We start from the raw sequence: 25,266 nt of genomic DNA, 5'->3' as shown, positions 1-25,266 counted from the left end.
AGGCGTTTCGACAGACGGCGGCCCTCCCGGATTGTGCTGGAGGCGGCCACGGCTTAGCCCTGCAATGCCGAATGGGGAGAACATCGATGACCGTAGCCGACGCCACGCCGGACCTGGAGCATATCGACCAGACCGATCGAAGCTTCCTCGGCCATCCCAAGGGGCTCGGCTACCTCGGCTTCACCGAAGCCTGCGAGCGCTTCTCCTATTACTCCATGCAGACTCTGCTGGTTCTCTACATGGTCAATTACCTGTTGGTGCCGGGCCGCATGGAGAACGTGATCGGCCTCGATTGGCTGAACACGCATATCTACCCGGGCCTCGAGGGCCAGGTTCTCGCCTCCGCGATCTTCGGGACCTACACAGCGCTCGTCTATCTCACGCCGATCGCGGGCGGCCTGATTGCCGACAAGCTGCTTGGCCGCAACACCACGTTGATCATCGGCGGCGTGCTGATGGCGATCGGCCACTTCCTGATGGCGATCGAGCCCGCATTCCTGCTGGCCTTGCTGGCGCTGCTGCTCGGCGTCGGCGCCTTCAAGGGCAATATCGCGACCCAGGTCGGGGCGCTCTACGGCCCGAACGACCTTCGCCGAGCCATGGCATTCCAGATCTTCTACATCTTCATCAACGTCAGCGTCATCGCGGCGCCCCTGGTGTCCGGAACGCTGGGTCAGAAGGTCGGCTGGCACTGGGGCTTTGGATGCGCAGGCGTGGTGATGGTCCTCGGCCTCTTCATCTACCTCTCCGGCCGCAAGTATCTCGCGCCCGACAACAAGCCCCTTCGGGGGGCGGACAGGGTGGCGCAGGACCCGATGACGAGAAGCGACTGGGTCAACGTCCTCTATCTCGTCTTCCTGATTCCGGTGCTTGGAATCGCCCTCCTGACCAATCAGGAGATCTTCAATGCTTACCTCATCTGGGGTGACCAGCATTTCGACCTGACTCTTCTCAACAATACCAGCAGCTGGCTGATCACGCTCGACGCGGCGCTCAGCTTCTCGATGCTGGTCGCGGTAGCCGCCTTCTGGAAGTGGTGGGGAACGACCCGCCGGGAGCCGGACGAGATCAGCAAGATGATCATCGGCAGCATCTTCACCATCGCCGGCGGCGCCTGCCTGTTCATGGCGGCACTGACGCAGCCGGAGGGCGGCAAGATCAGCCTGTTCTGGCCGGTCATGTTCCACCTTCTGAACAGCATCGGCTTCGCGCATATCCTGCCGGTCAGTCTGGCGCTGTTCTCCAAGATCTCGCCCAAGCAGATCACAGCGACGGTCATCGGGCTCTATTACCTGGCCTTCTTCATGGCGAACGCCGTCGTCGGCTGGGTTGGCGGCCTTTATTCGTCGCTGCCCACCACGACGTTCTGGCTGATCCACATCGCGAGCGCCGCCTTCGGCCTCGTCGCCTTCGTGATCTTCAAGCTGGTCGTCGGAAAGAAGTTTCAGGACGTCGCTGCTCCGGCCGCCGTGTGAACCCGGCCGACGCGCTCCCTGAAGATCTCGCGGGCGAAAGTCGCTTCCAACTGCTGACGCGGCTCGGCTTTGCCGGGCGTGGGTTCCTGTACATCGTCATCGGGTTGCTGGTGATCCTGGCGGGCCGCACCGAAGACCTCACGGGAGCGTTGGAGTATCTTGGACACGGTCTCGGCAAGGTGTTGCTTGTCGTCCTCGCCGCCGGATTGGCCGTCTACGGCCTGTGGCGCCTTACGGACGCGGCGTTCGGGATCGAAAGCGGTCGCCGCCATGCGAAAGCGCACCGCAAGCGGATCGCGGCGGCCACCAGCGGCGTGATCTACGGATTCCTGTCCTACAAGGCGGTGCTGATCCTGCTTTCCCAGCGGATTGGGGACCATGAGCCGCAACAGCATGCGTCGGCGGCCTTGCACCTGCCCGGCGGCGAGGTCTTCGTGTGGATTGCCTCCGCCATATTATTAGGCGCTGCAATCGCGCAATTCGTCAAAGTCCGGAAATGCGACTTCCTGCGCGCTCTCGACTGCGACGAGCGTCAGAAAGTCTGGATCAAATGGCTCGGGCGTGTCGGCTATTCGGCACGCGGGATCATTTTCCTCATCATCGCGTGGCTGCTGGCCCTTGCCGCGCTTCACCGTCGCGCCGCCGAGGCCGGCGGCCTGGAGGAAGCGCTCGATGCCATGCACCCGGTCGTCCGGGCCTCGGTGGCCGCGGGCCTGATCGTCTTCGGGGTTCTCAGCCTGGTCGAGGCGCGCTTTCGACGGATCCACCGGCCGCCGCCGGTGGATCACGTCGCCGAGAAGGTGGTCGAAGCGGTTCGCGGCTAAGCTAAAGGCTCAACTCCGCGACGTCTTCCTTGGCGCCAGCGTCCGGCTTCCGGCCCAACAGCTTGTTCAGCGCCGGCTTGAGAAATCCGCGGACTGTGCTCAGCCAGACCTTGGCATCCTCGACGTCGAACCGGAGGAGGGCCATCTTGGGATCGTCCTTGCCCTCGTACCACTCGGCCACGATCGGATTCCACAGACGGTCGATCGTCTCACGATCGTTGTCGATCTGAAGGGTGCCGCGCAGGCTGGCGAACAGGTCATGGCCTTTGCTGGTGTAGGTCGCGAGCGCCTGGTTGGATTGGCCCATGGCGCGGATCAGGTCGTGATCCTTGGCGGTGAAAATCCACAGGATTCCAGCGTCGCGATCCTGGTCCTCGAACTGTGCAGTCATCGGCTGCGTCGCGCCTTCGCGCGCGCCGTCGATGCCGAGCATGATGAAGGGACTGTCTTCCAGCGCCTTCCAGAGTTTCTCTTCAATCTCGCGGTCGTCAGCCATGTCTTCGATCTCCTTCTCCGGCAGCAAACGGCCGGATCGGGGAAGCCGTTCCGCCATATGGCCTTAAGGTCAGGTCGGACCTTTTCTCCCGCTAAGCTATTGTCTTGAAAGTAATTTGAAAGGAACATACTGAGAACGAATGGCTCAGCTGGACCTTCAGTCGAAGCTCGCGATTCTCGCGGATGCGGCGAAGTACGATGCATCCTGCGCCTCATCAGGCACGTCCAAGCGCGACAGCCGCGGCGGCAAGGGCGTGGGCTCTACCGAGGGCATGGGCATTTGCCACGCATACGCTCCCGACGGCCGCTGCATCTCGCTACTCAAGATCCTGCTGACCAACAGCTGCATTTTCGACTGCGCCTACTGCATCAATCGCAAGAGCTCGAACGTCAGGCGTGCGCGGTTCACGGCGCAGGAGGTCGTCCGGCTCACGCTGGAATTCTACAAGCGCAATTACATCGAGGGATTGTTCCTCTCCTCCGGCATCATTCGTTCGTCGAACTACACGATGGAGCAATTGGTCGAGGTCGCCAGAAGCTTGCGCGAAGATCATGATTTCCGCGGCTACATCCACCTGAAGACCATTCCCGACGCCGATCCTGAGCTTGTCCGGCAAGCCGGACTTCACGCCGACCGTGTTTCGATTAACGTCGAGTTGCCGACTGAAAGCGGGCTCCAGCGGCTCGCGCCTGAGAAGGACAGCGGTCAGATCGAAACGGCGATGAAGGACACGCGCCGGTCGATCGAGGAAGCTGGAGACGCAAAGCGCAGGTTCAAATCCGCGCCCAAATATGCGCCTGCCGGGCAGTCGACCCAGATGATCGTCGGCGCGGATGCGGCAAGCGATGGCGACATCATCGTTCGGGCGAGCTCGCTCTACGACCGCTTCCAGCTCCGCCGCGTCTATTATTCTGCATTCTCGCCGATCCCCGACGCCAGTGCGGTCCTTCCCCTGATGCGCCCTCCCTTGATGCGGGAGCATCGCCTGTACCAGTCCGATTGGCTGATGCGCTTCTACGGGTTCAAGCCGGCCGAAGTTGTCGACGCCGCGGGGACGGACGGCATGCTGCCGCTCGACATCGATCCGAAGCTCGCCTGGGCGCTCAAGTTCCGCGACAATTTCCCGGTCGACGTAAACCGCGCGCCACGGGAAATGCTTTTGCGCGTGCCCGGACTGGGCACGAAAGCAGTCGATCGCATCCTGTCGTCGAGGCGGTGGCGCAAGCTTCGGCTTGACGATGTCGGACGGCTGACCCTGTCAGTTGCGAAGGTGCGGCCGTTCATCACGACCATCGACTGGCGACCGACCCTCCTGATCGATCGAAACGATTTGAGGAGCCTGGTGGCGCCGAAGCAGGAGCAGCTGGAGCTTTTCGCTGCCTGACTCAAATCTATTGTGGAGTGAGGCCGCTTTCGGTGAGCCAGCGCCTGCGGATCGCAAGCGCGAAGATGCGATTGACCAATGGGTTGGACCATCCGTTGTTGGTTGCGAAGTCGCGGGTCAGCGTGTCGTGATGAAGCTGGTGAGCGTCAGGCGACATCAGCAGGCCGGCCGAACGCATCCATTCCACGATCCGCGGATTGTCGGCACGATGCAGCGTCCCGTGAAAGTATTGCGCGAATGTTCCGCCGACCAGGAGGATGACGCTTCCGAACACCAGCCAGCCAGGCAGGAGAAGCAGCCAGGCGGCAAGGTTGAGAAGGATCGAGGCCGGGAGCGACGCGAAGCAGATCGTCGATCCAATCTGCACCAGCATCGGCCTGCGCCCAAGGGCTTCGGGCCGAGGATGGTGGTTCTTGAAGTCGTAGACGAGCTTTTCGAACGGCCCCATCTCCCGCCACACGCGACCACGCAGGGCAAGATAGTCCTCGGACTCGCGAGAGCCCTCGAAGAAATAGAGGCGGTCGAGCCCGATGCCCTGGCGGCACGGCTTGTAGTCCATGACCATGTGGGTGATGCCGGACGCGAAATCGGCGAAATACCAGGCAATCAGCGCCGCCGGGAACCAGCTCAGCGAGGGCGCGCCCGCGAACCACAGGTTCAAGGCTATGCTCAGCAGCATCGCGACCATCACCGGCCAGGGAGCGCGCTTCATCATCTTCCAAGGCCGATAAGCTCTTCGAACGGTTCAGGAAACCCGATAACGGCTCGCAGCGCTCGGATAGCAGTCTAGTGTTGCGCGAAGGCCCGATGATCGATGCGCACCGCGTGACACTCGCGGCCGAAGACGATTTCGACGGGTGGCGCGATGCCGCCAGGGACCTTGCCGAATCCGGCGTCCCGCCCGAGGCCGTCGTCTGGCAGGTCAGCGGATCGGACGGGGACCTGTTCGGGACCGAAGTGCGTCACGAACCCGGCGCCAGCTTTCCGGTGCCAAGGTCGTTCATCGATGTCGCGAAGAGCGTGATCTGCCATTCCGACCCGGAGCGCTTCTCTTTGCTGTACGCGATGCTCTGGAAGTTGCGCTCGAACCGCGGAGCCATGGAAGATCGCGCCGACCCGTTGGTCGACCGGCTTCAAAAGCTGGCGAAGGAGGTTCGCCGCGACGTTCACAAGATGCATGCCTTCGTGCGCTTCCGGGAGGTTGCGCAGCCTGACGGGAGCGAGCGCTTCGTCGCCTTCTTCGAACCCGACCACCACATCGTTCGCCATACGGCCGCCTTCTTCGTCCGCCGCTTCACCAACATGCGGTGGTCGATCCTGACGCCGGAGCTATCAATCCACTGGGATGGCGACAAACTTAGCGAGGGTCCCGGGGCGACGCGTGCCGAGGCGCCCGGCGGCGACCCGCTCGAGGCGATGTGGAAGACCTATTACGCGTCCATCTTCAATCCCGCGCGGCTCAAGATCGGCGCCATGCTGAAGGAGATGCCGAAGAAATATTGGCGCAACATGCCGGAAACCTCGCTCGTTCAGCCACTGATTGCGAGCGCACGCATGCGGGAGTTGGAGATGATCGACCGGGCCGCGGCAAAGTCAGGGCTTCAGGAGGCCCTCGAGGCAGAACGCCGGATCGAGCCGGGCAGCAACCTCCGCGCCTCATGGGAAGCGCTGATGAAGGAAGCGCGCGGCTGCACGCGCTGCGACCTTTACAAGCACGGCACGCAAACGGTGTTCGGCGAAGGCCCGCTCGATGCGACCATCATGTTCGTCGGCGAGCAGCCGGGCGACCAAGAGGACCTCGCCGGCCGTCCCTTCGTCGGTCCCGCCGGACAGGTCTTCGACGAAGCGCTCGAGAAGGCCGGAATCGTGCGTTCGGAGGTCTATGTCACCAATGCAGTGAAGCACTTCAAGTTCGAGCAGCGCGGCAAGAAGCGCATCCACTCGAAGCCAAACGCCGGGGAAATCGAGGCCTGCCGCTGGTGGATCGACCAGGAGCGAACCTTGATCCGTCCGCCCGTCACAGTGGCTCTGGGCGCGACCGCCGCCCGCTCGATCCTCGACAAGGTCGTGACCATCAGCAAGGTGCGCGGCTCACCGATCCCGCTTGCCGAGGGCGGCGAATGCTGGGTGACGGTGCACCCCAGCTTCCTCCTCCGCATCCCCGAGCCCGAACGCCGAGTCGAGGAACGCCAGAAGTTCGTCGACGACCTAAAACGCATCCGCGACCGCGCGGAAAAGGTTGCCGCCTGAGAGGGAGATTTGACTTTCATTACGGCCGCGACTAATCGCGCCGACCCTTCGGGACCTGTCCTGAAGAACCACGGAGCAAATGAATTGAACGATCGCAAAAACCTAATGCGGTCTTGTTTTGCACCCGTCCGGTTGTCGCCCAAGCGCTAGCGCTCGGCCGGCCACCGGCCGGCAAACCAAGATCCTGAAACAGCAACCACGGTGCCACACGCCCTTGATCGCGTGCGGCTACCGCTATGGGATTTGTCATGGGCGAGAAGCTTCTGGCGCAGCGCGTGCTTACCTTGCTGCGCGATACATATGGAAAGTCGAGCCCGGTCGCGGGTGCGCTGCTCGAATGGGCAGCCGAACAGCGCGACTGGCTCTGGCCAAAAACCGTCTGGGCTGTGCCCGCGACCGACACAGAGTCGGCCAAGGATGGTGAAACGATCGACTGGGATTCGCTGGCACGGCTGGCGGATAGCCTCGACGTGTCCGCACCGTTTCCGGACGTGTTCGACACGGTGAGCACGGCGCTCAATCTGCTCGATCTCAAGCCGTTCGATCACGAGTTGGTGTTCCTGACGGCTGCGTTCGAACGTTTGCCACGATTGGTGGCCCTAGCATCCCGCCTCCGCTGGGCCGGAGGCGAGATGGCTGCGCTTATCGGACAACTGGCCGGAGCGCCGGCTGCGTCATCGGAGGCATTGGTCCGCCGCGCCAAGGCAATTGAGCTCGGGTTGATCTGCGTGAAGCAGCAATATTCTAGCCCCGCTTCGCTCGAGCTGGAGTGGCGCTTCGCCGACGTCATCGATCAGGCATTCGATAGCGAAGATCAGATCGTCGCGGCCCTGGCTGGAACGCCTCAGCCGGCATCGCTTGCTCGGGATGACTTCGCTCACCTCGATCGCGACTTCGACTTGCTGGCGCGTCTTCTGACCGGCGCGCTACGGAACCGTGCGCAGGGTGTGAACATCCTCATTCACGGACCGCCGGGGACCGGAAAGACGGAGTTCGCCCGCACCCTCGCCAGCGAAATTGGAGCACGCTTGTTCGCGGTTGGTGAAATGGACGACCGTGGCGAGGAGCCTAGCCGGTGGGAACGCCTTTGTTCGCTGAACCGGGCGGCGCGACTGCTTCATCGGCGCAGCGACAGCCTGATCCTGTTCGACGAGATGGAAGACTTGTTTTCCGAGTCTTCCACGGCCGCAAGCGGTGAGCGCCGCGCAGGGTCGAAGATCTTCGTGAACCGTCTGCTGGAGCAGATGAAGGTTCCGGTGATCTGGACGTCGAATTCGCTCGAAGGCATCGATCGCGCGCATCTCCGGCGCATGAACTACGTGCTCCGCATGGGCTACCCGTCCGCTGCGGCGCGCGAACGCATTGCGACCCGGTCGGCAGCCTCTGCAGGTGCCGCGGAAACGGTTGAGGGCCTCAAGCCTTTCCTGCTGAGCCAGCCTGACAGCGCCAGCGTAGCGCCGATCGCGCTTCGCACTGCGGCACTAGCGGGTGGAGGAGCAAGGGACGCGGCTGCCGTCGAGGGATCGCTTCTGCAAGGGCTTCGCGGCGGACGCCGGCTGGCTCCCGCTCGCTGGAGCGGTGAGCTCGATCTTTCGCTCTACGATGCGGACATCTGCATCGCCGACGTGGTCGAGCGGCTGACCCGCGGCGATGCTCCGGCGGACTTCTCGCTTCTGTTGAGCGGCCCGCCGGGGACGGGAAAGACAGCCCTCGCCGCAGATGTCGCGCGCCGGCTTGACCGGCCGCTGGCGGTGAAGCGTGCGTCGGACCTTCTTTCCAAGTGGGTCGGCGGGACCGAGGAGAATATTGCAGAGGCCTTCGCCGATGCTCGCGAGGAAGGAGCCGTGCTCCTGTTCGACGAAGCCGATTCCCTGCTTCTCGACCGGAGCGATGCTCGCATGTCGTGGGAGATCACGCAGGTGAATGAGCTGCTGACGTGGATGGACAGCCACCCGCTGCCCTTCATTGCGGCAACCAACTTCGCCCGCCGCCTCGATCCCGCGGTGTTCCGGCGATTCCTCTTCAAGGTCGAGCTCCGGCCTTTGTCGGAGGGTAAGCTGGACAAGGCCTTCGAACGTTTCTTCGGAGGCCAGTCACGGCCGGAACTGCGTGAGATCGTTGGGCTGACACCCGGCGATTTCGCGGTGGTGAAGCGCCAGCTCCGCTACCGTACGGACTGCACGGCAAAGGAGATCGTCGAACTCCTTCGTCGCGAAGCCGAGGCCAAGCCGGGTCCAACCGGCCGTATCGGCTTCTAGCAGTCGGCCCAGCGGCGAAGCAGGTTGTGATAGCTGCCGGTCAGCGAGACGATCGACGGATCGTGGTCGCCGACGTTGGCCGCAAGCGTGCGGATTGCGGCGTCCATTTCGAGGAGCAGCGCGCGCTGGCCGTCGTCGCGGATCATGGACTGGACCCAGAAGAAGGACGCGACCCGCGAGCCGCGGGTGACCGGCGCCACGCGATGCAGCGACGTCGACGGATAGAGCACGAGGTCGCCCGCTGGCAGCTTCACGGCATGCTCGCCGTACGTGTCTTCGATGATTAATTCGCCGCCGTCGTAACTGTCGGGATCGGACAGGAAGAGCGTCGCCGAAAGGTCGGTCCTGATCCTCCCTGAACGATCGGGGAGGAAACGGATCGCATTGTCGACATGGTTGTCGAAGCCATGCCCGTCGCTAGCGTCGTAGCGGTTGAACAAGGGCGGGAAGACGCGCTGCGGAAGCGCCGCCGACATAAACAGGCCGTTGTTTGCAAGCGCCGCCAGGACGATTTCCGCCGCTGCCCGCGCATTCTCGTCGGAGGCCGGCAGCTGGAGGTTGCGCTTGGCAAGCTCCGACTGCTGGCCGGCCGTCGATCGGCCGTCTTCCCAGTCGCCATTAAGGATTAAGCGGCGGACCTCGGCCAGCTCGTTGGCTGAAAGAGCGGCTGGGACGGCGACAAGCATGGCTTCCGCTTACATCCCGAACGCCAAAGTGGCGACCGCGCTGCGGCCGGCACCCGGAACGAAATGGCCTCCTCCAAGCGCGTCGGCGTAGCGCTCGTCAAACATGTTGAAGACATTCACCCTGAGCGTCGTCTTCGGATTGATGTCGTAGCCAAGCGTCGCATCCGCCACCCAGTAGCCATCCACCCGCCGCGTCTTGGTCGTGTTGGTGTAACGCGGGCCAACGTAGCGGACTCCGCCGCCGATCTCGACGCCCTGCGGAAGCGTGTACAGCGTCCACAGCGAACCGCTGTTCTTGGGCACGTTGCCAAGGCGGTTGCCGATATCCGTCACGGTGTTGGACTCGATCACTTCGCTGTGCAGATAAGTATAGCTCGCGACGACTTGCCACCGCTCGGTAATGCGTCCGGTCGCGCCGAACTCGAATCCGTCCACGCGTTGCTCGCCGTCGAGAACCAAGGCGGGCTCACCTGGGAGGCCCGGTGTGCGTGCATTGGTCTTTTCGGTGCGGAAGATGGCGGAGGTCAGCAACAGCTTCCCGCGGAAGCCATCCCACTTCACGCCAATTTCGAAGGTTCGGCTATGCTCGGGTCTCAGAGCGCCCTGCGCTTCGGTCGGCGTCGTCTGCGTGAGGTTTTCGATCGACGGATTCACCGAGGTTCCCGCGCCCGCGTAAAGGCTGAGCGATCGGACCGGCTTGTAGGTGATGCCCGCCCGCCAAGTCAGATAAGAGTCCGACCGCTGGATTGGACCCACCGTCGCCGAAAGCTGCGAAGGTGCCGGGTCGAAGTCGCTCTTGTTATGCTCCCAGCGAAGTCCGCCAGTAATGAGGACCTGCTCGCTGAGGTAAGCAGTATCGAAAAGGTAAGCCGCGACAGTGTTGGCCTTGGCGTGAACGATTTCGCCCGGTCGATCCGTTATCGTCCCATTCCATGGCCGATCAGGATCGGGATCGAACAGATCGGTCGATGTCCCGTCCGTAACAAGGCGAAGTTGGTTGCGGCTCTTCTCGGTCGAAATTTCGAAACCGGCGATCGCATCATGTCGGATGCTTCCGGTTTCGAATCTCGCGAAGAGATTCGATTGATTGAGAAGGATCTTGTCGACGGTGTCGCGACCCTGCGTTTGCGGGTTCACGAGGAGCCCGGTCGCCGTCGAGTTCGGCAGGGTTGCGAAGCGGGGAGCCGAGTAAATTGAGTCTCGCGTCGCGTAACCGTAGCGGGTCGTGTTCGCGATGCGGACTTGAGACGACACATCGTGTTCCAGCGCGAACGTCGCGATGTTGGAAGTTGTCTCCTCGTAGTCGCGCTTGGTCAGCCCGTAATAATTGTCGTAACTCACGGGGGCCGGCTTGTCGTGATACTCAGGAAGCGCGACGTTCGTGTTGGGAACGAACGGGATGCCATAGTCGGGTTGGTTGTCACCCTCGATCCGAACATAGGACAGAATCGCGCGGGTCGAGGTTCCCAGGCCGAGGGCAATCGACGGCGCGATTCCCCACCGCTTCGTTTTGACATGATCGCGCCCGGGCACGTCAGCGTCGTGATACATGAGGTTGAGACGGAGCGCGGCGCCGCTGCCGACTCCGAGCGATTCTCCGCCGACGTTCAAATCCGCAGTGCCGCGGACATAACCGGGTAGTCCAAGGCCGACCGTTCCATTCACGAACGTGTCGAGCTTCGGCTGCTTCGAGAACATGTTGATATAGCCGCCAGTCGAGCCACGACCCGTCTGGGCCGAAGCCGGGCCCTTTACGACCTCGACCTGCTCCACGTTGAAAGTGTCCCGCGTATAGCTGGCAAAGTCGCGGATGCCGTCGACGAAGATGTCGTTCCGGGCACCAAAACCCCGCAGGGTCAGGTTGTCGCCTGCGGGTCCGCCACCGCCCTCGCCCGCAGCCATGCTGATGCCCGAGACGTTGCGAAGGACATCGTTGAGAGTCGTTGCGGCTTGCTGCTCGATGATCTCGCGCGGAATGATGCTGATCGACTGCGGTGCGTCGCGAACGTCCGGCAGACGGCTGTTGAGCGTGTTGATCCGGTACTTGTCCGCAGTGACCACAATTGCGTCAGACGGCGCTTCGGCGGAGTCAGCGGCGGCTGAAGCGCCGACCGTATTGGCAAGCACCGCGTTCGCAGCATCTGATTCCGCGCTAACCCCGGTCTGCCCGGCCTGCGCGACTTCGGAGGCATGAGCGCCGGAACCCAGCAAGAGCGTGGAGCCGACAAGCGCCGAAGCAGCCTTCCTGTAGGAACGGATCCCGGGGCTGCTCGAATATCGCGACACTGGAACTTACCCCTATTTGTTGCTTCGACAGAACGAATAGAGGCGGACTATCGTTATTGATAGTCATTCGCAATAGCATATCTGGTTTGGCGTTGTTTTTGATCGAGGCTGGACGATCAGCTCCTTTGCGTCAGACGAATGGCGGCGGTCTCAATTTGCTTTTCCCGGTCGGGAGCCATGCGGTTAGACCGCTCGTAAACCTTGGCCACGAGTGTCGCGCCGGCCTTGTCCGGCGTGCCGGAATCGAAGGGCGGATGAGGGTCGTATTCGATACCCAACTGAACGCTACGGGCGTATTCCTCGCCTGCGATCCGAGCAGTCAGCGCAAGCGCGAAATCGATGCCGGCCGTGACGCCTCCCCCGGTTACACGGTTGCGGTCGAACACGACCCGCTCTGCGACCGGCTCCGCATCGAACAGGGTCAGATAGCCGCTCCATGCCCAGTGCGAGGTCGCGCGATACCCTTTGAGGAGGCCGGCCGCTCCCAGGATGAGCGAACCTGTGCAGACGCTCGTCACCCACTGCGCCGAGCCTCCCACGCGCCGGACCCATGCGAGCGCCTCGTCATCGTGCATGACATCAACGCATCCGAAGCCGCCGGGAACGCAAAGGATGTCGGCTGTCTCCACTTCGTCCAACGTCGCGGTCGGCAGCAGCGAAAAGCCGCTATCGGTCGGCACCGGGTCCACCGACTTCCAGACCAGGTCGACCTGCGCGTTGGGCAAGCGGGACAGGACTTGCGCGGGCCCGGTCAGATCCAGCTGGGTGACGTTGGGGTAGACGAGGAATACGACGCGGATCGGGCTCATCTCCCTATTCTGCAGCGAGAAGCGTCTCCGCGCCACCAAGGTCGACCGAGACCAGCCGGCTGATGCCCTTTTCGATCATGGTCACGCCGTAGAGACGATGCATCCGGCTCATCGTCACCGCATTGTGCGTGACGATCAGGTAACGCGTGTCGGTCTCCCGGGTCATGCGGTCGAGCAGATCGCAGAAACGTTCGACATTGGCGTCGTCGAGCGGCGCGTCGACCTCGTCGAGGACGCAGATCGGCGCGGGATTGGTCAGGAACAAGGCGAAGATCAAAGCAACCGCCGTCAACGCCTGCTCGCCACCCGACAACAAGGTCAGGGTCGAGAGGCGCTTGCCCGGCGGCTGGGCCATGATTTCGAGGCCCGCCTCCAGCGGATCGTCGCTTTCGACCAGCTCGAGGTGCGCCTGCCCGCCATCGAACAGCGACGTGAACAGGCTTCGGAAGTGGGCGTCGACCTGGCGATAGGCGTCCAGCAACCGCACGCGCCCCTCGCGGTTGAGATTGCCGATCGAGCCGCGCAGGCGGTGGATCGCCTGGGTGAGTTCCTCGGCTTCCTCGGCGCCCTTGATGCGAGCCTCGTCGAGCTCGGCGAGTTCCTGTTCGGCAACCAGATTCACTGGGCCGATCCGCTCCCGCTCCGCCGTCAGCCGTTCGAGCAGGGCAGACTGTACGTCAGCATCGACGGCCTCGGTCTCATCGAACCCCAGTTTCTCGGGAAGCCGCTGAGGAATGCATTCGAACCGCTCAAAGCAGACGCGGCCATATTCAGTGCGCCGCGCTTCCTGCGCTTCCGCGCGCGCAGAAGCGGCTGCTCGCCGTTCCCGAGCCGACGATAGCGATTCGTTTGCCGTCGCGAAGGCCGCCGCCGCCTTGGCGACCTCGCCCTCCGCGGCCCGCTCGGCTTCAGCCGCAGCCGAGGTGCCGCGCTCGCAGTCGCGTGAGCGCGCTTCGAGCTCGACGATTGCATCGTCGAGGCGCACCGGCTCCGCACTCAGTTGCTCGCGTTCGGCGGCCTGTTGGCCTTGGCGCTCGACTGCCGAAGCCAGGCGCCGGTTGGCGTCCGCATGCCGCCTGCGCCATTCCTCCTGCTCCCGTCCGGCCGTCCCGTGCCGTTCGCGAGCCGCAGCCGTCTCGCGCGCTCGGGTGGCGGCCTCGGCGCGTTTGTCGGCGACCGCGGAGCCCGCCGAGGACGCATGCGAACGGACGGCCTCCACATCCGCTTCCAGCACCGCCGGATCGGCCAATCCCGCGATAACGCCTTCGGCGGCCCTCAGAGCCTCGGCCGAAGCTTCTGCAACCGGCTTCAGATCCTCGACACGCTGGCCGACGGCCTCGCGCTGGGCATTGAGCCGGTCGATCGCAGCGGCAGCGGCATCCGCCGCCCGCTCGGCGTCGCGAACGTCTCGCTCCGCGGTTGACGCAGCCTTGCGCTGCTCATCCCCTTCAAATCTCCAGCGTTCCACGTCCCGGGCCGCCTGGTCGCGGGCTGCAGCGGCGGCATCGGCCGCCTGCTCAAGATCCGGAAGCTGCTTTTGCAGGTCGGCGAGACGGTTCCCCCGGATCAACCGCTCCGCCGCCGCTGCGCCAGATCCGGTTGAAACGAAACCGTCCCAACGCCGCAGGACGCCATCGCGAGTCACCAGTCTCTGGCCGACGGCGAGAACCTGGCCCCGGTCCTGATCGCTCACGCCGATTTGCTTCAGTCGGCGCAGCAATTGCGACGGAGCCCTGACGTGGTCGATGAGTGGTTCGACTCCCGAGGGAAGAGCGGGGTCGCCGGTCTGCGCATCGCTGCCCGTCCAACGGCGAAGACCCTCGCCGCCGATCGAGGCGTCCGCGTCTTCACCCAGGGCCGCCGCCAAAGCGCGCTCGTACCCGGCGTCAGCGGACAGGCTCTCGATGGCCGAACCGCCGCCATGCTGGAGAGCACGCTCAAGGGCCTGCGCCTCAGCCCTCGCAGCCGACAAAGCGGCGCGCGCGGCCGCCAGCGAGCTTTCCGCCGCATCGCGGCGCTCAGCAGCGGAAGCCCGTTCGTGCTCCGCTGCTTCAAGATCCTTTTCTGCCTTTGCCTGCGCAGACTTTCCGGCCTCAGCACGCTTCAAGGCTTCGGCGCGGGCCGCATCTTCCGCGGAGCCCGTGCCCAAGGCTTGGAGCTGAGCCGTGAGCCGCTGTCGTTCCTGATCCGTGCGTTCGACCTGCGCCCGGGCCGCTTCGAGAGCGGCTTCGGCGACACGGCGCTCCGCGCGCATCGCCGCCTGACGGGTCAGGAGGTCTGCAAGCGCAGCCTCTGCTTCGCGCGATTTGGTCTCCAAGTCCGCAAGCTCGCGCCCGATGCGGGCCGACTGGGCTTCATCATCCGACAGGCGGTGCTCGATCGCCGCCCGCTCGGAATCCAGCTCCGCGATCCGGGCCTCGGCATCGTGCCGAAGCGCTTCTTCGCGCTCGACATCCGACGCAAGCGACGCATCCAACCGGTCAAGCTCCGCCAGCCTGCGGACAACCGTATCCCGCCGCGCGCGGGTCGTGGCGAGTTCATGCGCCAGCGCGGTCGCCCGCTCGCGAGCCTCGGACAATTCATGACGACGCTGATTCAGCGATGCGGCTGCTTGGTCCTGTGCCTGCTGGGCGTTTGCCATTGCGCCCTGCAAGGATGCCACTTGCCCCTCGGCGTCTTTGGCTTCCTTGAGCGCCGCAGTCGCTGCGAGGTCGGCTTCGACCCAACGGGCGTGGACCAGACGTGCCTCGGCAGCCCGGATCTTGTCGGAGAGTTGCCGGTAACGCTCGGCGGCACGCGCCTGGCGCCTCAGCTGCGCTGCGCGCTGCTCCTGATCGGACAGAAGTTCGGCCAGCCGGCTGAGGTTGGTTTCCGTCGCCCGAAGCTTTTGCTCCGCATCCTTCCGCCGCGCATGAAGCCCTGAGATCCCGGCTGCCTCCTCAAGCAGCAGGCGGCGCTCCGTCGGCTTGGCGGAAATGATCGATCCCACCTTGCCCTGGCTGACCAGCGCCGGCGAGTGAGCACCCGTGGCGGCGTCAGCGAACAGCAAAGATACGTCCTTGGCACGAACGTCGCGACCGTCGATCCGATATGCCGAACCCGAGCCACGCTCGATCCGGCGAACAACCTCGCTCTCGCCGGTGGGCCCCTCATCGCCCGGCTGACGCTCCAGGAGAATGGATACCTCCGCGAAGTCGCGCGGCGGGCGCGTCGCCGTGCCGGCGAAAATGACGTCGTCCATGCCGCCGCCGCGAAGCGACTTTGGACTGCCTTCGCCCATCACCCAGCGTATGGCCTCGAGGAGGTTCGATTTGCCGCATCCGTTCGGCCCGACCACCCCGGTCAGGCCGGGCTCGATCCGGAGCTCCGACGGTTCGACGAAGCTCTTGAACCCGCTGAGTTTCAGCCGGCGGATGCGCAAATCGTCTCCCCCACCCTTAGGCCACAGCTAGCTGCCGAGCGCGTCGCGAAGCTGCGGCTCGAGCTTTTCCCAGGTCGCAGTTTCCTTGAGCATCGTGCCGTTGATCACGAACGACGGCGTTCCCGTGAATTCCGGGAACTGCGTGGTCGTGTCGCCATTCATCTGCACCAGCAGGTTGATCTCATTCTGGTCCGTCAGGCAGGCGTTGCTCTTGCCCGAAGGCAGGCCGCGTTGCGCCGCCCACTGCTGAAGTTGCGACAGTTTGGCGATCTCCAGGAACTGCTTGTCCGGCCCCATCGCCTGAATCGCCTGGAACTTCTCCGGCGGAATGTCCTGGATCTTGCTGGTCCAGTTCTTCTGGTCGGCATAGAGTTCACGAACCAGCGGGAAGAAACGGTCGGGGCCAGCGCAGCGCGCCAGCAACGAGGCGGTCAGATCGAACGGATCGCGGACGAAGTTCCGGAATTCCCAGCTCACGCGTCCGGTCTTCACGAAGTCATTGACGAGCTTGTCGGCGCCCTTCTCGTCGAACTCGGCGCAGTGCGGACAAGTCAACGAGCCGAACTCGATCAACTTCACATCGGCGTTCGGGTTGCCCATCACATAGCCGCCTTCAGCGGTTCGGCTCACCAGCTTCGACCAATCGCCGTTGGGCGCCTTGATCGCCTTGATCGGCGCATTGCTGCTGCTTGAGCTGCCGCTGGCGTTGGCTCCGTTATCTGCATTGCAAGCCGCGCTTGCGAGGATCGCCGCAGCGGCGAGCAGGACGTAGGCAGATTTCATCGTTCACTCCGAAAGGTGACGGGAATGGGGTTGTCGGCGGGCGCTTCGACCGTCGGCGCGCCGCTCGTACCGGAAATCTTTCCGGCAAGCGATTCAAGGCACGCGCGAAGCTCCGGATCGGCGATTTGCCGAAGTCCTTCGCCCAATTCCTTGGGAACGGGGCGCAGCTCCGGGCGCGCCGGCTTCGGCCGGGGTGCCGATGGCTTCCCCTGCCGAAAGACGACCCTGTCGATGGCCCCATATCCAAAGAAGCGGTTCACGCGTTCGATGATCAGTGGCGCCAGATGCTGAAGCAGAGGTGAATGGGCGCCCTCGACGAGCAAAGTCAGGACGCCGCCGGACTTCTTGCCCATCGGGAAACGGATCGACTCAGGAGAAGACACCCTGGCATAGCGCTCCCCGACGATCTCGCTCCAGCGGCTGACGATCGCGCCCTGAACGAAGCCGAAGCGGCGGAACGCGACGCCGCCGATCTCACCCACCAGCTCTCCGGCCGCGCGGGCACGGCCGCTGCGCGGCGCGTCTTCCGCATTTGGCTTTACAGTCGGTGACTTGGGCTTCGCCATCGTCTCTCGTCATGCCATAGGCAAAAGGTGCCCGCCAACCGTTTGCTCCAACATTATGTGGATAACGCGCGCCGCCTTCCGTGGCGCGCAATGCCCGGCGAGCCGGCGCCCGAACCTTACCGGGTTTGGCTGAGCGAGGTCATGCTTCAGCAGACGACAGTTGCCGCCGTCACACCGCGCTTCGAGCGCTTCCTCCAGAAATGGCCGACGATCGAGGCGCTGGCCGCAGCGAGAGACGAGGATGTACTCTCGGAATGGGCGGGGCTCGGCTATTACGCTCGCGCCCGCAATCTCATCGCCTGCGCTCGTGAAGTCGCTGCGCTGGGCGACTTCCCGGACACCGCTGCCGGGCTGCGCAAGCTTCCGGGAATCGGCGAGTATACCGCGGCCGCCATCGCCGCGATCGCTTTCGGCGAGCCGATAGCGGTGGTCGACACCAACGTCGCCAGGGTCATCATCCGCTTTGCCGGCCTCGAAAGTACCATCGAGCAGTCCCGCGACACGATCCGCGAGATCGTCGCGTCCATGACTCCAGCCGATCGTCCGGGGGATTTTGCGCAGTCGATGATGGACCTCGGCGCGACGATTTGCCGACCGAAGAGTCCTGTTTGTGGTGCCTGCCCGCTTGCCGAGGACTGCGTTGCCGCCGCTTCGGGCGAGCCCGAGCGCTTCCCGGCCCGCAAGCAAAGAGCGGCCCGACCGGTGCGCTATGGCATTGCCCATTGGATCGAGCGCAACGGCGCAATCTGGCTTGTTCGAAGGCCACGTAAGGGCATGCTCGGCGGAATGGCGGCTCTCCCGGGTTCGGACTGGACTGAGGAGCAGCCGAAGTCTCGGTCAGCGCTCGGCCACATTACCCATGATTTCACTCACTTCCGCCTCGAACTGGCGGTCGTCGCGCACAAATCTGCCACTGGTGATGGCTGGTGGCAGAAGATCGACGATCTGGTCGACGCCGGCCTGCCGACCTTGTACCGGCGCGCGGTGGAATCTGTTTTCCAGTCCCGGAGCGCGCTTGCCGCCTGAACCCTTCTTCTCAGGGCCTGGAATCGATCGCGTCGACCCGGCTCGCGCCGATGAGGTCCGCTTCGCCGAATTCGTCACGCGCGAGGATGGGCTCCAGCTTATCTGGCGCGACGGCCTACCGGCGGTTGGCGATGACGGCCGTCTCGAGTGGCAGTCAGCGCAATCAACCGATCTCTTCCTCGGCATGCAGGACGGCCAGCCGCGCTTTTCCGCGACCGAGCAGCCGCACACCAACGCCCGGGCAGCGTTCGACACCATCGGCCTATTGGCCGACGACGAAGCGCCGCTGTTTGCCGCCGCGCTAAGCCTGGCCTGGTGGCACAATCGCCACCGCTTCTGCGCCAACTGCGGCTCCCCCACCGAAATCGAGCGGGCAGGCTGGTCCCGCCGCTGCCCGGAATGCTCGGCCCAGCACTTTCCCCGCGTGGACCCCGTCGTCATCATGCTGGCTGAGCACGACGGCCGCCTGCTGCTCGGTCGCCAGCCACAATATCCCGCCGGCCGCTACTCCGCGCTCGCCGGCTTCCTCGAGCCTGGCGAATCGATCGAAGCCGCGGTCGCCCGGGAGCTTCATGAAGAAGCAGGGATCAGGGTCCGGAACGTCTCTTATGTTGCGAGCCAGCCCTGGCCGTTCCCCTCGTCGCTGATGCTCGGCTGTCACGCCGAGGCGCTGGACGCGGAACTCACCATCGACACCACCGAGCTCGACGACGCTCGCTGGTTCACGCGGGTAGAGGTCGAGGCCGCGCTCGCGGGGGCGCCCGGTGCCACGTTCCAGGCGCCGCCACGGTTCGCGATTGCGCGCACCTTGCTCGAACGCTGGCTCGCCGCTTGATGTGCCGCTGAGTCGTTCGTAAAGAGCGGCGCAAATTCCATTCGCTTAGCCTCGGCAACCGCCGTTCGGAGACCCATGGACGACCGTTTCAACACCATCGCCGGCTGGACCCTTTTCGCTGGCATTGTCGCTCTTGGAGCATCGATCGTTGCCGGTGAATCGTTCCACAGCGAACGGCCCGAACACATGGGCTTCCCGATCGAAGGCGTGGTTGAGGAAGGTGCCGGCGCCGCAGAGGCGGAGAAGCCGATCGCGTTCTATCTCGCCAGCGCCGATCCGGCAGCGGGTGAGCAGGTCTTCAAGAAGTGCACCGCCTGCCACAACGCGGACCAGGGTGGCGCCAACGCGCTCGGCCCGAACTTGTGGGATGTGCTCGGTGAGCCGGTCGGCAAGGGCAAGGGCTTCCCCTTCTCGCCTGCACTGTCAGGCGTTGGCGGCACCTGGAACTGGGACAATATGAACGCGTGGCTCACGAGCCCGAAGAAGTTCGCTCCCGGCACCAAGATGACCTTCGCCGGCCTCAGCAATCCGCAGGATCGCGCCAACGTCATTGCGTTCCTGAACGCGCACAGCGATGCGCCGCTTCCGCTTCCCGCAGCTCCCGCCGAGGCGGCTGCACCAGCAGCCGGGGACAAGGCGGCCGCCGACAATGCGGCAGGAACCGGGACCAACGACGGTCCGCAGGTTGCCAAAGACGTTCCAGCCGACGCGAAGAAGCCGGGCGGTGGCGAAGCGGTGAACCAGGCCGCCCCGGCCCACTAAGCCTTATTCCGCGGTGCCGTTCCGCTCCCGCGGCGGAGCGGGATGATCCTCGTAGAAGCGCTGCACGAATTCCCACGCCTCTTCGGCGCTTTCGCACCAGTGAAAAATATCGAGGTCGTGCGGCGCGATAACGCCTTCCTCGACGAGCGCCTCGAAATCGACGACGCGATTCCAGAACTCGCGGCCGAACAGGATCACCGGCAGCGGCCTGACCTTGCCGGTCTGGATGAGCGTCAGCAGCTCAAAGAACTCGTCGAACGTCCCAAAGCCGCCGGGAAAGACCGCGACCGCTCGCGCTCGCAGAAGGAAGTGCATCTTCCTCAGCGCGAAATAGTGGAACTGGAAGCTGAGATCGGGGGTGACGTAGCGGTTCGGCAGCTGCTCGTGCGGAAGCACGATGTTGAGGCCAATGGTCTCCGCCCCGACCTCGCAGGCCCCGCGGTTCGCCGCCTCCATGATCGAAGGCCCGCCGCCCGAGCAGACGACGAAATGCCGCCATCCGTCCTCGTCGCAGCCGCATGCTCCCGCCAGCCGGCCGAGTTCCAGCGCAACATCGTAATAGACGGCCTTGGCCTTGAGCCGCTCCGCGATCGCCCGCTGGCGGTCGTCGGACGCACCGGCGACCAAAGCCTCGGCCATCGACGGCTCCGGGATTCGCGCCGACCCGTAAACGACGAACGTCGATGCGATCCTGGCTTCGTCGAGCAGAAGCTCGGGCTTCAGCAGTTCGAGCTGGAAGCGGACGGGCCGCAAATCCTCGCGGAGAAGGAAGTCGGTGTCCTGAAACGCCAGCTTGTAGGCGGCGCTCTCGGTCTGAGGGCTGGACGGCACATGTCGCGCGGCTTTCGCGTCGACGTGGGCTTCGGGGAAAATGCGCTTCGGCGGTATGGGATCGTTCATGAGTTTGGGGGCTTAGCCGAGCCAGCCCCCAAGCCCAAGGGTCACGCGGCCGCTTCCGACTTTCGCGGTGTGCTCCAATCGATTTTGCGTGTCCCGTACATCACACCCGCAAGGGCCGCGAACAGCAGCAGCGAGCCGATCAGCAGCGCGAAGGCTTCGAGGCTGAGAAGGACGTAGAGCACGGCGTAGAGTCCGACGAGCAAGCCGCCGATGAAGCTGGCCCGTCCCCAACTCTTCAGGACGGCCGCGGAATAGGCCGTATTGAGGCCAGCGATCGCTGCCGATGCCACGACGTAGGCCAGGCTGAACCCGATGACCTCCGCGAACGCGAGCAGCAGGACGAAGAACAGCACCAGCGCGGCACCCATCAGCAGGTATTCGACCGCCGACACCCGAACGCCGCCGATGATGTCGAACATTAGAAGCGCGAGGAAAGTGAAACCGATGAACAGGAAGCCATACTTCGTCGCGCGATCGACCTGCGAATAAAGATCGATCGGCTGGACGAGGCTGATCGACGCGACTTTCGGAGCGCTCTGCGAATTGTCGACGCCGCGATCCTGCATCGCCTGGTCGTGGTTCAGCCGGTCGACGACATGGCTCGAACCCTCGGCGGTTGAGACGAGGGACTCGCCCAGAGCGAGATTGCCGATTTCGTACACGGCATCGAAGCCGTTCGAACGAACATTGCGGCTGACCGGCAAATAGTCGCTGCCGAAGCTCGGGTGAGGCCAGGGAGAGCGCACATTCCAAACCGTCTGCCCCGCCTTCGGTGCAAAGGTCAGTGAAGAATTGCCACGCAGCCCGAACTTGTATCGGACCCCGATCGGTCCGACGATCAGCTGGCCGGCGTTGAATGGGGCGAAGAAGCCGGACCCCCCGCTGCTTCCGCCACCGGGTTGCAATTGCAACGGGACGCGGTTCACGCTGACCTTGGGATTGGCACCGATCCCTCGCGGATCGCTGATTCCAAAACGGAGTTCCGCGCGCGCGAGATCCAGCGCAGCCGGATCGACTCCCTGCCGTGAAAGGTCGCGAGGCAAACCGAAACGCGCGGCGCCTTCGATCTTCGCGTCGTAGACCACCGTCTCGTAGATGGACTTCTTCCGGTGCTCCGGTGCGAGCGAGGTCGTGAGTTCCGAAACCTCCGGCGAAAGCGTGAGCTCTCGAACACCTTCGTGCGTTCGCGTCACGCTCTTGCCGTTCTCCACCACGGTCTCGGTCGTCGTTGACTTGTACGGGATGACCAGGAGCGGGCCGGAAAAGGCCTGCGGCCCGCCCCAGCCTTCGGTAATCGCCTTGGTGGCGGTCTCCGACTGGGTCTGCCTGTCGTAGTTTAGAAGGTAGATCGAAAAGAGCGGAATGGAGAGCGCTGCCGCGACCAATATCGCCAGCAGCAGCTTGGCTCCCGGCGTACGCTCGCCGTCGGACCTGTACACGATGAAATCCCCTTTCTTGCATGTCAGTGCGAGCGGGGATCGTAGGTCGAACGGGTGCTGAGCAGCCTGAGCGGCTTGTGATGATTTCCTGAAAAGCGTGGGTTCGTCAGTCCTCGGACGACTTGCTCTTCATTGCGAAGGCGATCGCTGCCCCGGCCGCGGCGAAGATCAGTGCGAAGCTGGCATTCAAGGACAGGTCGACGCGCCAGAATGGCGGGCGCAGCTCTTCGCTACTGGTGAGATAGAGTAGTCCCCATCCAACGACCGTGGCTGCGGTGCCCGCGAGCATCGAGGGCACGATGCGCCATCCGAACTTCTGCACCATCAGAAAGGCAACCAGCGCGCTGACGAGATACAGCAGCCACAACGCGGTCTCGTTCAATACACACGCGCCTTGGGTTTGAAGTACTGGACGTCCTCGGTGAGCGTGAAGTCGTGGACCGGGCGATAGTCGATCTTAACCGATCCGCCCTTGCCGCCCCAGCCGTCGAACCAGGCGATGGTGTGCTTCATCCAGTCCTTGTCATTCCGGTCGGGGAAGTCCTCGTGCATGTGCGCGCCGCGGCTTTCCTTGCGGTTCGCGGCGCAATGCATGGTGACGACGGCCTGCGCGATGAGATTGTCGAGCTCTAGCGTCTCGACCAGATCGCTGTTCCAGATGAGGCTGCGGTCGCTGACGCGGACGTCCTCCATCGTCTTGTAGACGGCGTCTATCTTGGTCTCGCCTTCCGCGAGCGTGCGCTCGGTGCGGAACACGGCACAGTCGGCCTGCATGGTGCGCTGCATATCGAGACGGATCTCAGCGGTCGGGCGGTCGCCTTTCGCGTTGCGAAAGTGGTCGAGGCGAGCGAGCGCCAGGTCGGCGGAGTCCTTCGGGAGTTCCGGCTGCGCGGCGTTCTTCTTGAGGATTTCGCCCAGGCGCAGGCCGGCCGCGCGGCCGAACACCACAAGGTCGATCAGGCTGTTCGAGCCCAAGCGATTGGCACCATGAACCGACACGCAAGCCGCTTCGCCGACTGCGAACAACCCGGGCACGACCGCGTCCGGATTGCCATCCTTCAGCGTCACAACCTCCCCGTGGAAGTTCGTCGGGATGCCGCCCATGTTGTAATGCACGGTGGGCGCGACCGGGATGGGCTGCCGCCGCAAGTCGACACCGGCGAAGGTCATCGCCGTCTCGGTGATCCCCGGAAGGCGCTCCGCCAGAATGGCCGGATCGAGGTGGTCGAGGTGAAGGAAAATATGATCCTTGTGCTCGCCGACGCCCCGACCCTCGCGCATTTCCATCGCCATCGAGCGTGAGACGACGTCACGGCTGGCGAGGTCCTTCGCGTGCGGAGCGTAGCGCTCCATGAAACGCTCGCCGTCGGAATTGGTGAGGTACCCGCCCTCGCCGCGCGCCCCCTCGGTGATGAGCACGCCCGCACCGTAAATGCCGGTCGGGTGGAACTGCACGAACTCCAAATCCTGCAGCGGAAGGCCGGCGCGAAGGACCATCGCATTGCCGTCGCCGGTGCAGGTGTGCGCGCTGGTCGCCGTGAAATAGACGCGGCCGTAGCCACCGGTGGCGAGCACCACGGATTGTGCACGGAAGCGATGGATCGAACCGTCGTCCATGCAAAGAGCGACGACTCCGCGGCACTCGCCACCTTCCATGATGAGGTCGAGTGCAAAATATTCGATGAAGAAGTCGGCGTCGTACTTCAGGCTCTGCTGGTAGAGCGTGTGGAGCATCGCATGGCCGGTACGGTCGGCTGCGGCGCAGGTGCGCTGCGCGGCCGGGCCCTCCCCCATGTTCTGCGTCATTCCGCCGAAGGCGCGCTGGTAGATCTTTCCGTCCGCCCGCCGGCTGAACGGCATCCCCGCATGTTCGAGTTCGATGACCGCCGCAGGAGCTTCGCGGACCATATATTCGATTGCGTCCTGGTCGCCGAGCCAGTCGGCGCCCTTGACGGTGTCGTACATGTGCCAGGTCCAGTGATCCGGCCCCATGTTGCCAAGCGAGGCGGCAATGCCTCCTTGCGCCGCGACGGTATGGCTTCGGGTTGGAAAGACCTTGGTGATGCATGCGGTCTTCAGGCCGGCGTTCGCCGCGCCCATGGTGGTGCGAAGGCCGGCACCGCCAGCGCCGACAACAACGACGTCGTAGGTATGATCGATGATCTGGTAAGCGCTCAAGCTGCGGCTCCGAATGCGATCTTGGCCAGCGCGAACAGCGCAAAGGCGGCGCCGAAGACGGCGACGAACAGAAGCAGCGTGTTCAGCGCGAAATTGCTGCCCGGCTCGTGCACGTAATCGTCGACGACGACCTTCAGGCCGTCCAGCCCGTGGTAGAAGGACGTGATCACGAACAGGGCCATCGGAACCGCCCCAAGCGGCGAGCGCAACCATTCGCGAAGGGTGCCGTAGTCCAGACCCGGCAAGAACAGCAGCGAGGCAATCAGCCAGACGCCGAGCAGGAGCAGCGCCAGACTGCTCACCCGCTCCGAAATCCAGTGCTCGCCGCCTTCGCGGGCGGAGCCAAGGCCGCGGACCTTGCCGAGCTCGGTCGAGCTGTCACCCAGGCTCATTTCGCAACTCCCAGAAGATAGAACCAGATAGCCGCGGTCACCACGACCGAACCGACGAAAGTGGAGACGGCCGACGCCTTGTTCGGCTTCAGGTCGAAGTTCTGGCCGGTGTCCATCACCAGGTGACGAATGCCCGAGAAAAGGTGCTGGAAGAACGCCCAGGTCAGGCCGATCAGGACGACCACGCCAACCCAGGTCTGCGCGATCGCGGCGAAGTCGCCGTAAGCATCCGCACCCTTCGCCAGAGCCAGCAGCCACCAGGTCAGGACCGCGAGCCCGGCTACGGTCAACGCACCGCCCGAAATCCTGTGGAAGATCGATGCCGCCATGCCCGGTCCCCAGCGCCAGATGCCGAGGTGCGGCGAGAGCGGTCGCGCCCGTTGTTCAGCCATGAGGGCTACTCTCCTGTTCGTCTGCAGGCCGCGCCGGCCCCTTGAAAGTCGATGCCCGATTAGGCTCGGGGTGCTCGAAGGGCAAGATTCGGCAGGCCCCTAAC

The 25,266-nt window shown here is 64.1% G+C and carries 22 protein-coding genes; 8 read left to right on the top strand and 14 right to left on the bottom strand.

Features of this window, described 5'->3' with window-relative positions; genetic code table 11:
- The first annotated feature begins 86 nt into the window (after positions 1 to 86).
- Together ABD928_RS10550 and ABD928_RS10545 are read left to right on the top strand one after the other, a co-directional pair.
- Entirely contained in the window at positions 87 to 1,475 is a 1,389-nt protein-coding gene (locus ABD928_RS10550; protein ID WP_345168583.1) for a peptide MFS transporter, read from the top strand.
- Complete coding sequence (locus tag ABD928_RS10545) at positions 1,472 to 2,299, top strand: DUF1206 domain-containing protein (RefSeq protein WP_345168580.1); 828 nt, start codon at positions 1,472 to 1,474, stop codon at positions 2,297 to 2,299. The genes ABD928_RS10550 and ABD928_RS10545 overlap by 4 nt, the downstream gene beginning before the upstream one ends.
- A gap of 1 nt (position 2,300) precedes the next feature.
- Here the strand turns inward: ABD928_RS10545 and ABD928_RS10540 are convergent, their stop codons facing one another.
- Entirely contained in the window at positions 2,301 to 2,795 is a 495-nt protein-coding gene (locus ABD928_RS10540; RefSeq protein ID WP_223276636.1) for a pyridoxamine 5'-phosphate oxidase family protein, read from the bottom strand.
- 139 nt (positions 2,796 to 2,934) lie between these two features.
- On the opposite strand from ABD928_RS10540, the gene ABD928_RS10535 reads away from it, so the two are divergent.
- Positions 2,935 to 4,179, top strand: coding sequence for a putative DNA modification/repair radical SAM protein (locus ABD928_RS10535; RefSeq protein ID WP_187715230.1), 1,245 nt, complete (start codon positions 2,935 to 2,937; stop codon positions 4,177 to 4,179).
- Between the two features lie 7 nt (positions 4,180 to 4,186).
- Here the strand turns inward: ABD928_RS10535 and ABD928_RS10530 are convergent, their stop codons facing one another.
- Complete coding sequence (locus ABD928_RS10530; protein ID WP_345168574.1) at positions 4,187 to 4,894, bottom strand: fatty acid desaturase CarF family protein; 708 nt, start codon at positions 4,892 to 4,894, stop codon at positions 4,187 to 4,189.
- Positions 4,895 to 4,986: 92 nt separating this feature from the next.
- Here ABD928_RS10530 and ABD928_RS10525 point away from each other — a divergent pair, with 92 nt between their 5' ends.
- A complete protein-coding gene (locus tag ABD928_RS10525) occupies positions 4,987 to 6,429 on the top strand; it encodes a UdgX family uracil-DNA binding protein (protein WP_187715231.1) in 1,443 nt (480 codons plus the stop codon).
- A 248-nt stretch (positions 6,430 to 6,677) separates the two neighbouring features.
- Complete coding sequence (locus ABD928_RS10520) at positions 6,678 to 8,687, top strand: AAA family ATPase (RefSeq protein WP_187715232.1); 2,010 nt, start codon at positions 6,678 to 6,680, stop codon at positions 8,685 to 8,687.
- Here the strand turns inward: ABD928_RS10520 and ABD928_RS10515 are convergent.
- The 6 genes from ABD928_RS10515 to ABD928_RS10490 all read right to left on the bottom strand — a co-directional run bounded on the left by ABD928_RS10515 (position 8,684) and on the right by ABD928_RS10490 (position 17,238).
- On the bottom strand, positions 8,684 to 9,373 hold the full coding sequence (locus ABD928_RS10515) for a Fe2+-dependent dioxygenase (protein WP_187715233.1): 690 nt from the start codon (positions 9,371 to 9,373) through the stop codon (positions 8,684 to 8,686). The genes ABD928_RS10520 and ABD928_RS10515 overlap by 4 nt on opposite strands.
- A 9-nt stretch (positions 9,374 to 9,382) precedes the next feature.
- Positions 9,383 to 11,659, bottom strand: coding sequence for a TonB-dependent receptor (locus tag ABD928_RS10510; RefSeq protein ID WP_345168568.1), 2,277 nt, complete (start codon positions 11,657 to 11,659; stop codon positions 9,383 to 9,385).
- A 116-nt stretch (positions 11,660 to 11,775) separates the two neighbouring features.
- A complete protein-coding gene (locus ABD928_RS10505) occupies positions 11,776 to 12,468 on the bottom strand; it encodes a DJ-1/PfpI family protein (RefSeq protein WP_187715236.1) in 693 nt (230 codons plus the stop codon).
- Between the two features lie 4 nt (positions 12,469 to 12,472).
- Positions 12,473 to 15,889, bottom strand: coding sequence for a chromosome segregation SMC family protein (locus ABD928_RS10500; RefSeq protein WP_345168563.1), 3,417 nt, complete (start codon positions 15,887 to 15,889; stop codon positions 12,473 to 12,475).
- Between the two features lie 27 nt (positions 15,890 to 15,916).
- On the bottom strand, positions 15,917 to 16,672 hold the full coding sequence (locus ABD928_RS10495; RefSeq protein WP_187715237.1) for a thioredoxin domain-containing protein: 756 nt from the start codon (positions 16,670 to 16,672) through the stop codon (positions 15,917 to 15,919).
- Entirely contained in the window at positions 16,669 to 17,238 is a 570-nt protein-coding gene (locus tag ABD928_RS10490; RefSeq protein ID WP_345168560.1) for a DUF721 domain-containing protein, read from the bottom strand. The genes ABD928_RS10495 and ABD928_RS10490 overlap by 4 nt, the downstream gene beginning before the upstream one ends.
- A 90-nt stretch (positions 17,239 to 17,328) precedes the next feature.
- On the opposite strand from ABD928_RS10490, the gene ABD928_RS10485 reads away from it, so the two are divergent.
- The 3 genes from ABD928_RS10485 (at position 17,329) to ABD928_RS10475 (ending at position 19,861) form a co-directional block, all read left to right on the top strand.
- The gene (locus ABD928_RS10485) at positions 17,329 to 18,264 is read left to right on the top strand and encodes an A/G-specific adenine glycosylase (RefSeq protein ID WP_187715238.1); all 936 of its coding nucleotides are present in this window, start codon (positions 17,329 to 17,331) and stop codon (positions 18,262 to 18,264) included.
- The gene (nudC, locus tag ABD928_RS10480; protein ID WP_223276488.1) at positions 18,254 to 19,099 is read left to right on the top strand and encodes an NAD(+) diphosphatase; all 846 of its coding nucleotides are present in this window, start codon (positions 18,254 to 18,256) and stop codon (positions 19,097 to 19,099) included. Before ABD928_RS10485 ends, nudC begins: the two co-directional genes overlap by 11 nt.
- Positions 19,100 to 19,174: 75 nt before the next feature.
- Positions 19,175 to 19,861 carry a c-type cytochrome gene (locus tag ABD928_RS10475; protein WP_345168556.1) on the top strand — a complete coding sequence of 229 codons (687 nt, stop codon included), beginning with the start codon at positions 19,175 to 19,177 and terminating at the stop codon, positions 19,859 to 19,861.
- 3 nt (positions 19,862 to 19,864) lie between these two features.
- Here the strand turns inward: ABD928_RS10475 and ABD928_RS10470 are convergent, their stop codons facing one another.
- From ABD928_RS10470 to sdhC, 6 genes are all read right to left on the bottom strand, one after another.
- Positions 19,865 to 20,761, bottom strand: a complete 897-nt coding sequence (locus ABD928_RS10470) for an LOG family protein (protein WP_187715240.1) — start codon at positions 20,759 to 20,761, stop codon at positions 19,865 to 19,867.
- 41 nt (positions 20,762 to 20,802) lie between these two features.
- Positions 20,803 to 22,200, bottom strand: coding sequence for a cell envelope integrity protein CreD (gene creD, locus ABD928_RS10465; RefSeq protein WP_187715241.1), 1,398 nt, complete (start codon positions 22,198 to 22,200; stop codon positions 20,803 to 20,805).
- Between the two features lie 106 nt (positions 22,201 to 22,306).
- On the bottom strand, positions 22,307 to 22,582 hold the full coding sequence (locus ABD928_RS10460; RefSeq protein ID WP_187715242.1) for a hypothetical protein: 276 nt from the start codon (positions 22,580 to 22,582) through the stop codon (positions 22,307 to 22,309).
- Positions 22,579 to 24,378 carry a succinate dehydrogenase flavoprotein subunit gene (sdhA, locus tag ABD928_RS10455; RefSeq protein WP_187715243.1) on the bottom strand — a complete coding sequence of 600 codons (1,800 nt, stop codon included), beginning with the start codon at positions 24,376 to 24,378 and terminating at the stop codon, positions 22,579 to 22,581. Before sdhA ends, ABD928_RS10460 begins: the two co-directional genes overlap by 4 nt.
- Complete coding sequence (gene sdhD / locus ABD928_RS10450) at positions 24,375 to 24,770, bottom strand: succinate dehydrogenase, hydrophobic membrane anchor protein (protein ID WP_187715244.1); 396 nt, start codon at positions 24,768 to 24,770, stop codon at positions 24,375 to 24,377. The genes sdhA and sdhD overlap by 4 nt, the downstream gene beginning before the upstream one ends.
- Positions 24,767 to 25,162, bottom strand: a complete 396-nt coding sequence (gene sdhC, locus ABD928_RS10445; RefSeq protein ID WP_187715245.1) for a succinate dehydrogenase, cytochrome b556 subunit — start codon at positions 25,160 to 25,162, stop codon at positions 24,767 to 24,769. Before sdhC ends, sdhD begins: the two co-directional genes overlap by 4 nt.
- Between the last annotated feature and the right edge of the window lie 104 nt (positions 25,163 to 25,266).

Origin of the sequence: Sphingomonas daechungensis (genome assembly GCF_039543105.1) — a bacterium.
Classification (GTDB): Bacteria; Pseudomonadota; Alphaproteobacteria; order Sphingomonadales; family Sphingomonadaceae; genus Sphingomicrobium; species Sphingomicrobium daechungense.
This window is presented reverse-complemented; position numbering and strand designations above follow the sequence as displayed.

Excerpts from the sequence above, each read along its gene's own strand:
- ABD928_RS10550 (WP_345168583.1), top strand. The coding sequence starts at position 87 with ATGACCGTAGCCGACGCCACGCCGGACCTGGAGCATATCGACCAGACC.
- ABD928_RS10540 (WP_223276636.1), bottom strand. The coding sequence starts at position 2,795 with ATGGCTGACGACCGCGAGATTGAAGAGAAACTCTGGAAGGCGCTGGAA.
- ABD928_RS10535 (WP_187715230.1), top strand. The coding sequence starts at position 2,935 with ATGGCTCAGCTGGACCTTCAGTCGAAGCTCGCGATTCTCGCGGATGCG.
- ABD928_RS10530 (WP_345168574.1), bottom strand. The coding sequence starts at position 4,894 with ATGATGAAGCGCGCTCCCTGGCCGGTGATGGTCGCGATGCTGCTGAGC.
- ABD928_RS10525 (WP_187715231.1), top strand. The coding sequence starts at position 4,987 with ATGATCGATGCGCACCGCGTGACACTCGCGGCCGAAGACGATTTCGAC.
- ABD928_RS10520 (WP_187715232.1), top strand. The coding sequence starts at position 6,678 with ATGGGCGAGAAGCTTCTGGCGCAGCGCGTGCTTACCTTGCTGCGCGAT.
- ABD928_RS10515 (WP_187715233.1), bottom strand. The coding sequence starts at position 9,373 with ATGCTTGTCGCCGTCCCAGCCGCTCTTTCAGCCAACGAGCTGGCCGAG.
- ABD928_RS10505 (WP_187715236.1), bottom strand. The coding sequence starts at position 12,468 with ATGAGCCCGATCCGCGTCGTATTCCTCGTCTACCCCAACGTCACCCAG.
- ABD928_RS10495 (WP_187715237.1), bottom strand. The coding sequence starts at position 16,672 with ATGAAATCTGCCTACGTCCTGCTCGCCGCTGCGGCGATCCTCGCAAGC.
- ABD928_RS10490 (WP_345168560.1), bottom strand. The coding sequence starts at position 17,238 with ATGGCGAAGCCCAAGTCACCGACTGTAAAGCCAAATGCGGAAGACGCG.
- ABD928_RS10485 (WP_187715238.1), top strand. The coding sequence starts at position 17,329 with ATGCCCGGCGAGCCGGCGCCCGAACCTTACCGGGTTTGGCTGAGCGAG.
- ABD928_RS10475 (WP_345168556.1), top strand. The coding sequence starts at position 19,175 with ATGGACGACCGTTTCAACACCATCGCCGGCTGGACCCTTTTCGCTGGC.
- ABD928_RS10470 (WP_187715240.1), bottom strand. The coding sequence starts at position 20,761 with ATGAACGATCCCATACCGCCGAAGCGCATTTTCCCCGAAGCCCACGTC.
- sdhD (WP_187715244.1), bottom strand. The coding sequence starts at position 24,770 with ATGAGCCTGGGTGACAGCTCGACCGAGCTCGGCAAGGTCCGCGGCCTT.
- sdhC (WP_187715245.1), bottom strand. The coding sequence starts at position 25,162 with ATGGCTGAACAACGGGCGCGACCGCTCTCGCCGCACCTCGGCATCTGG.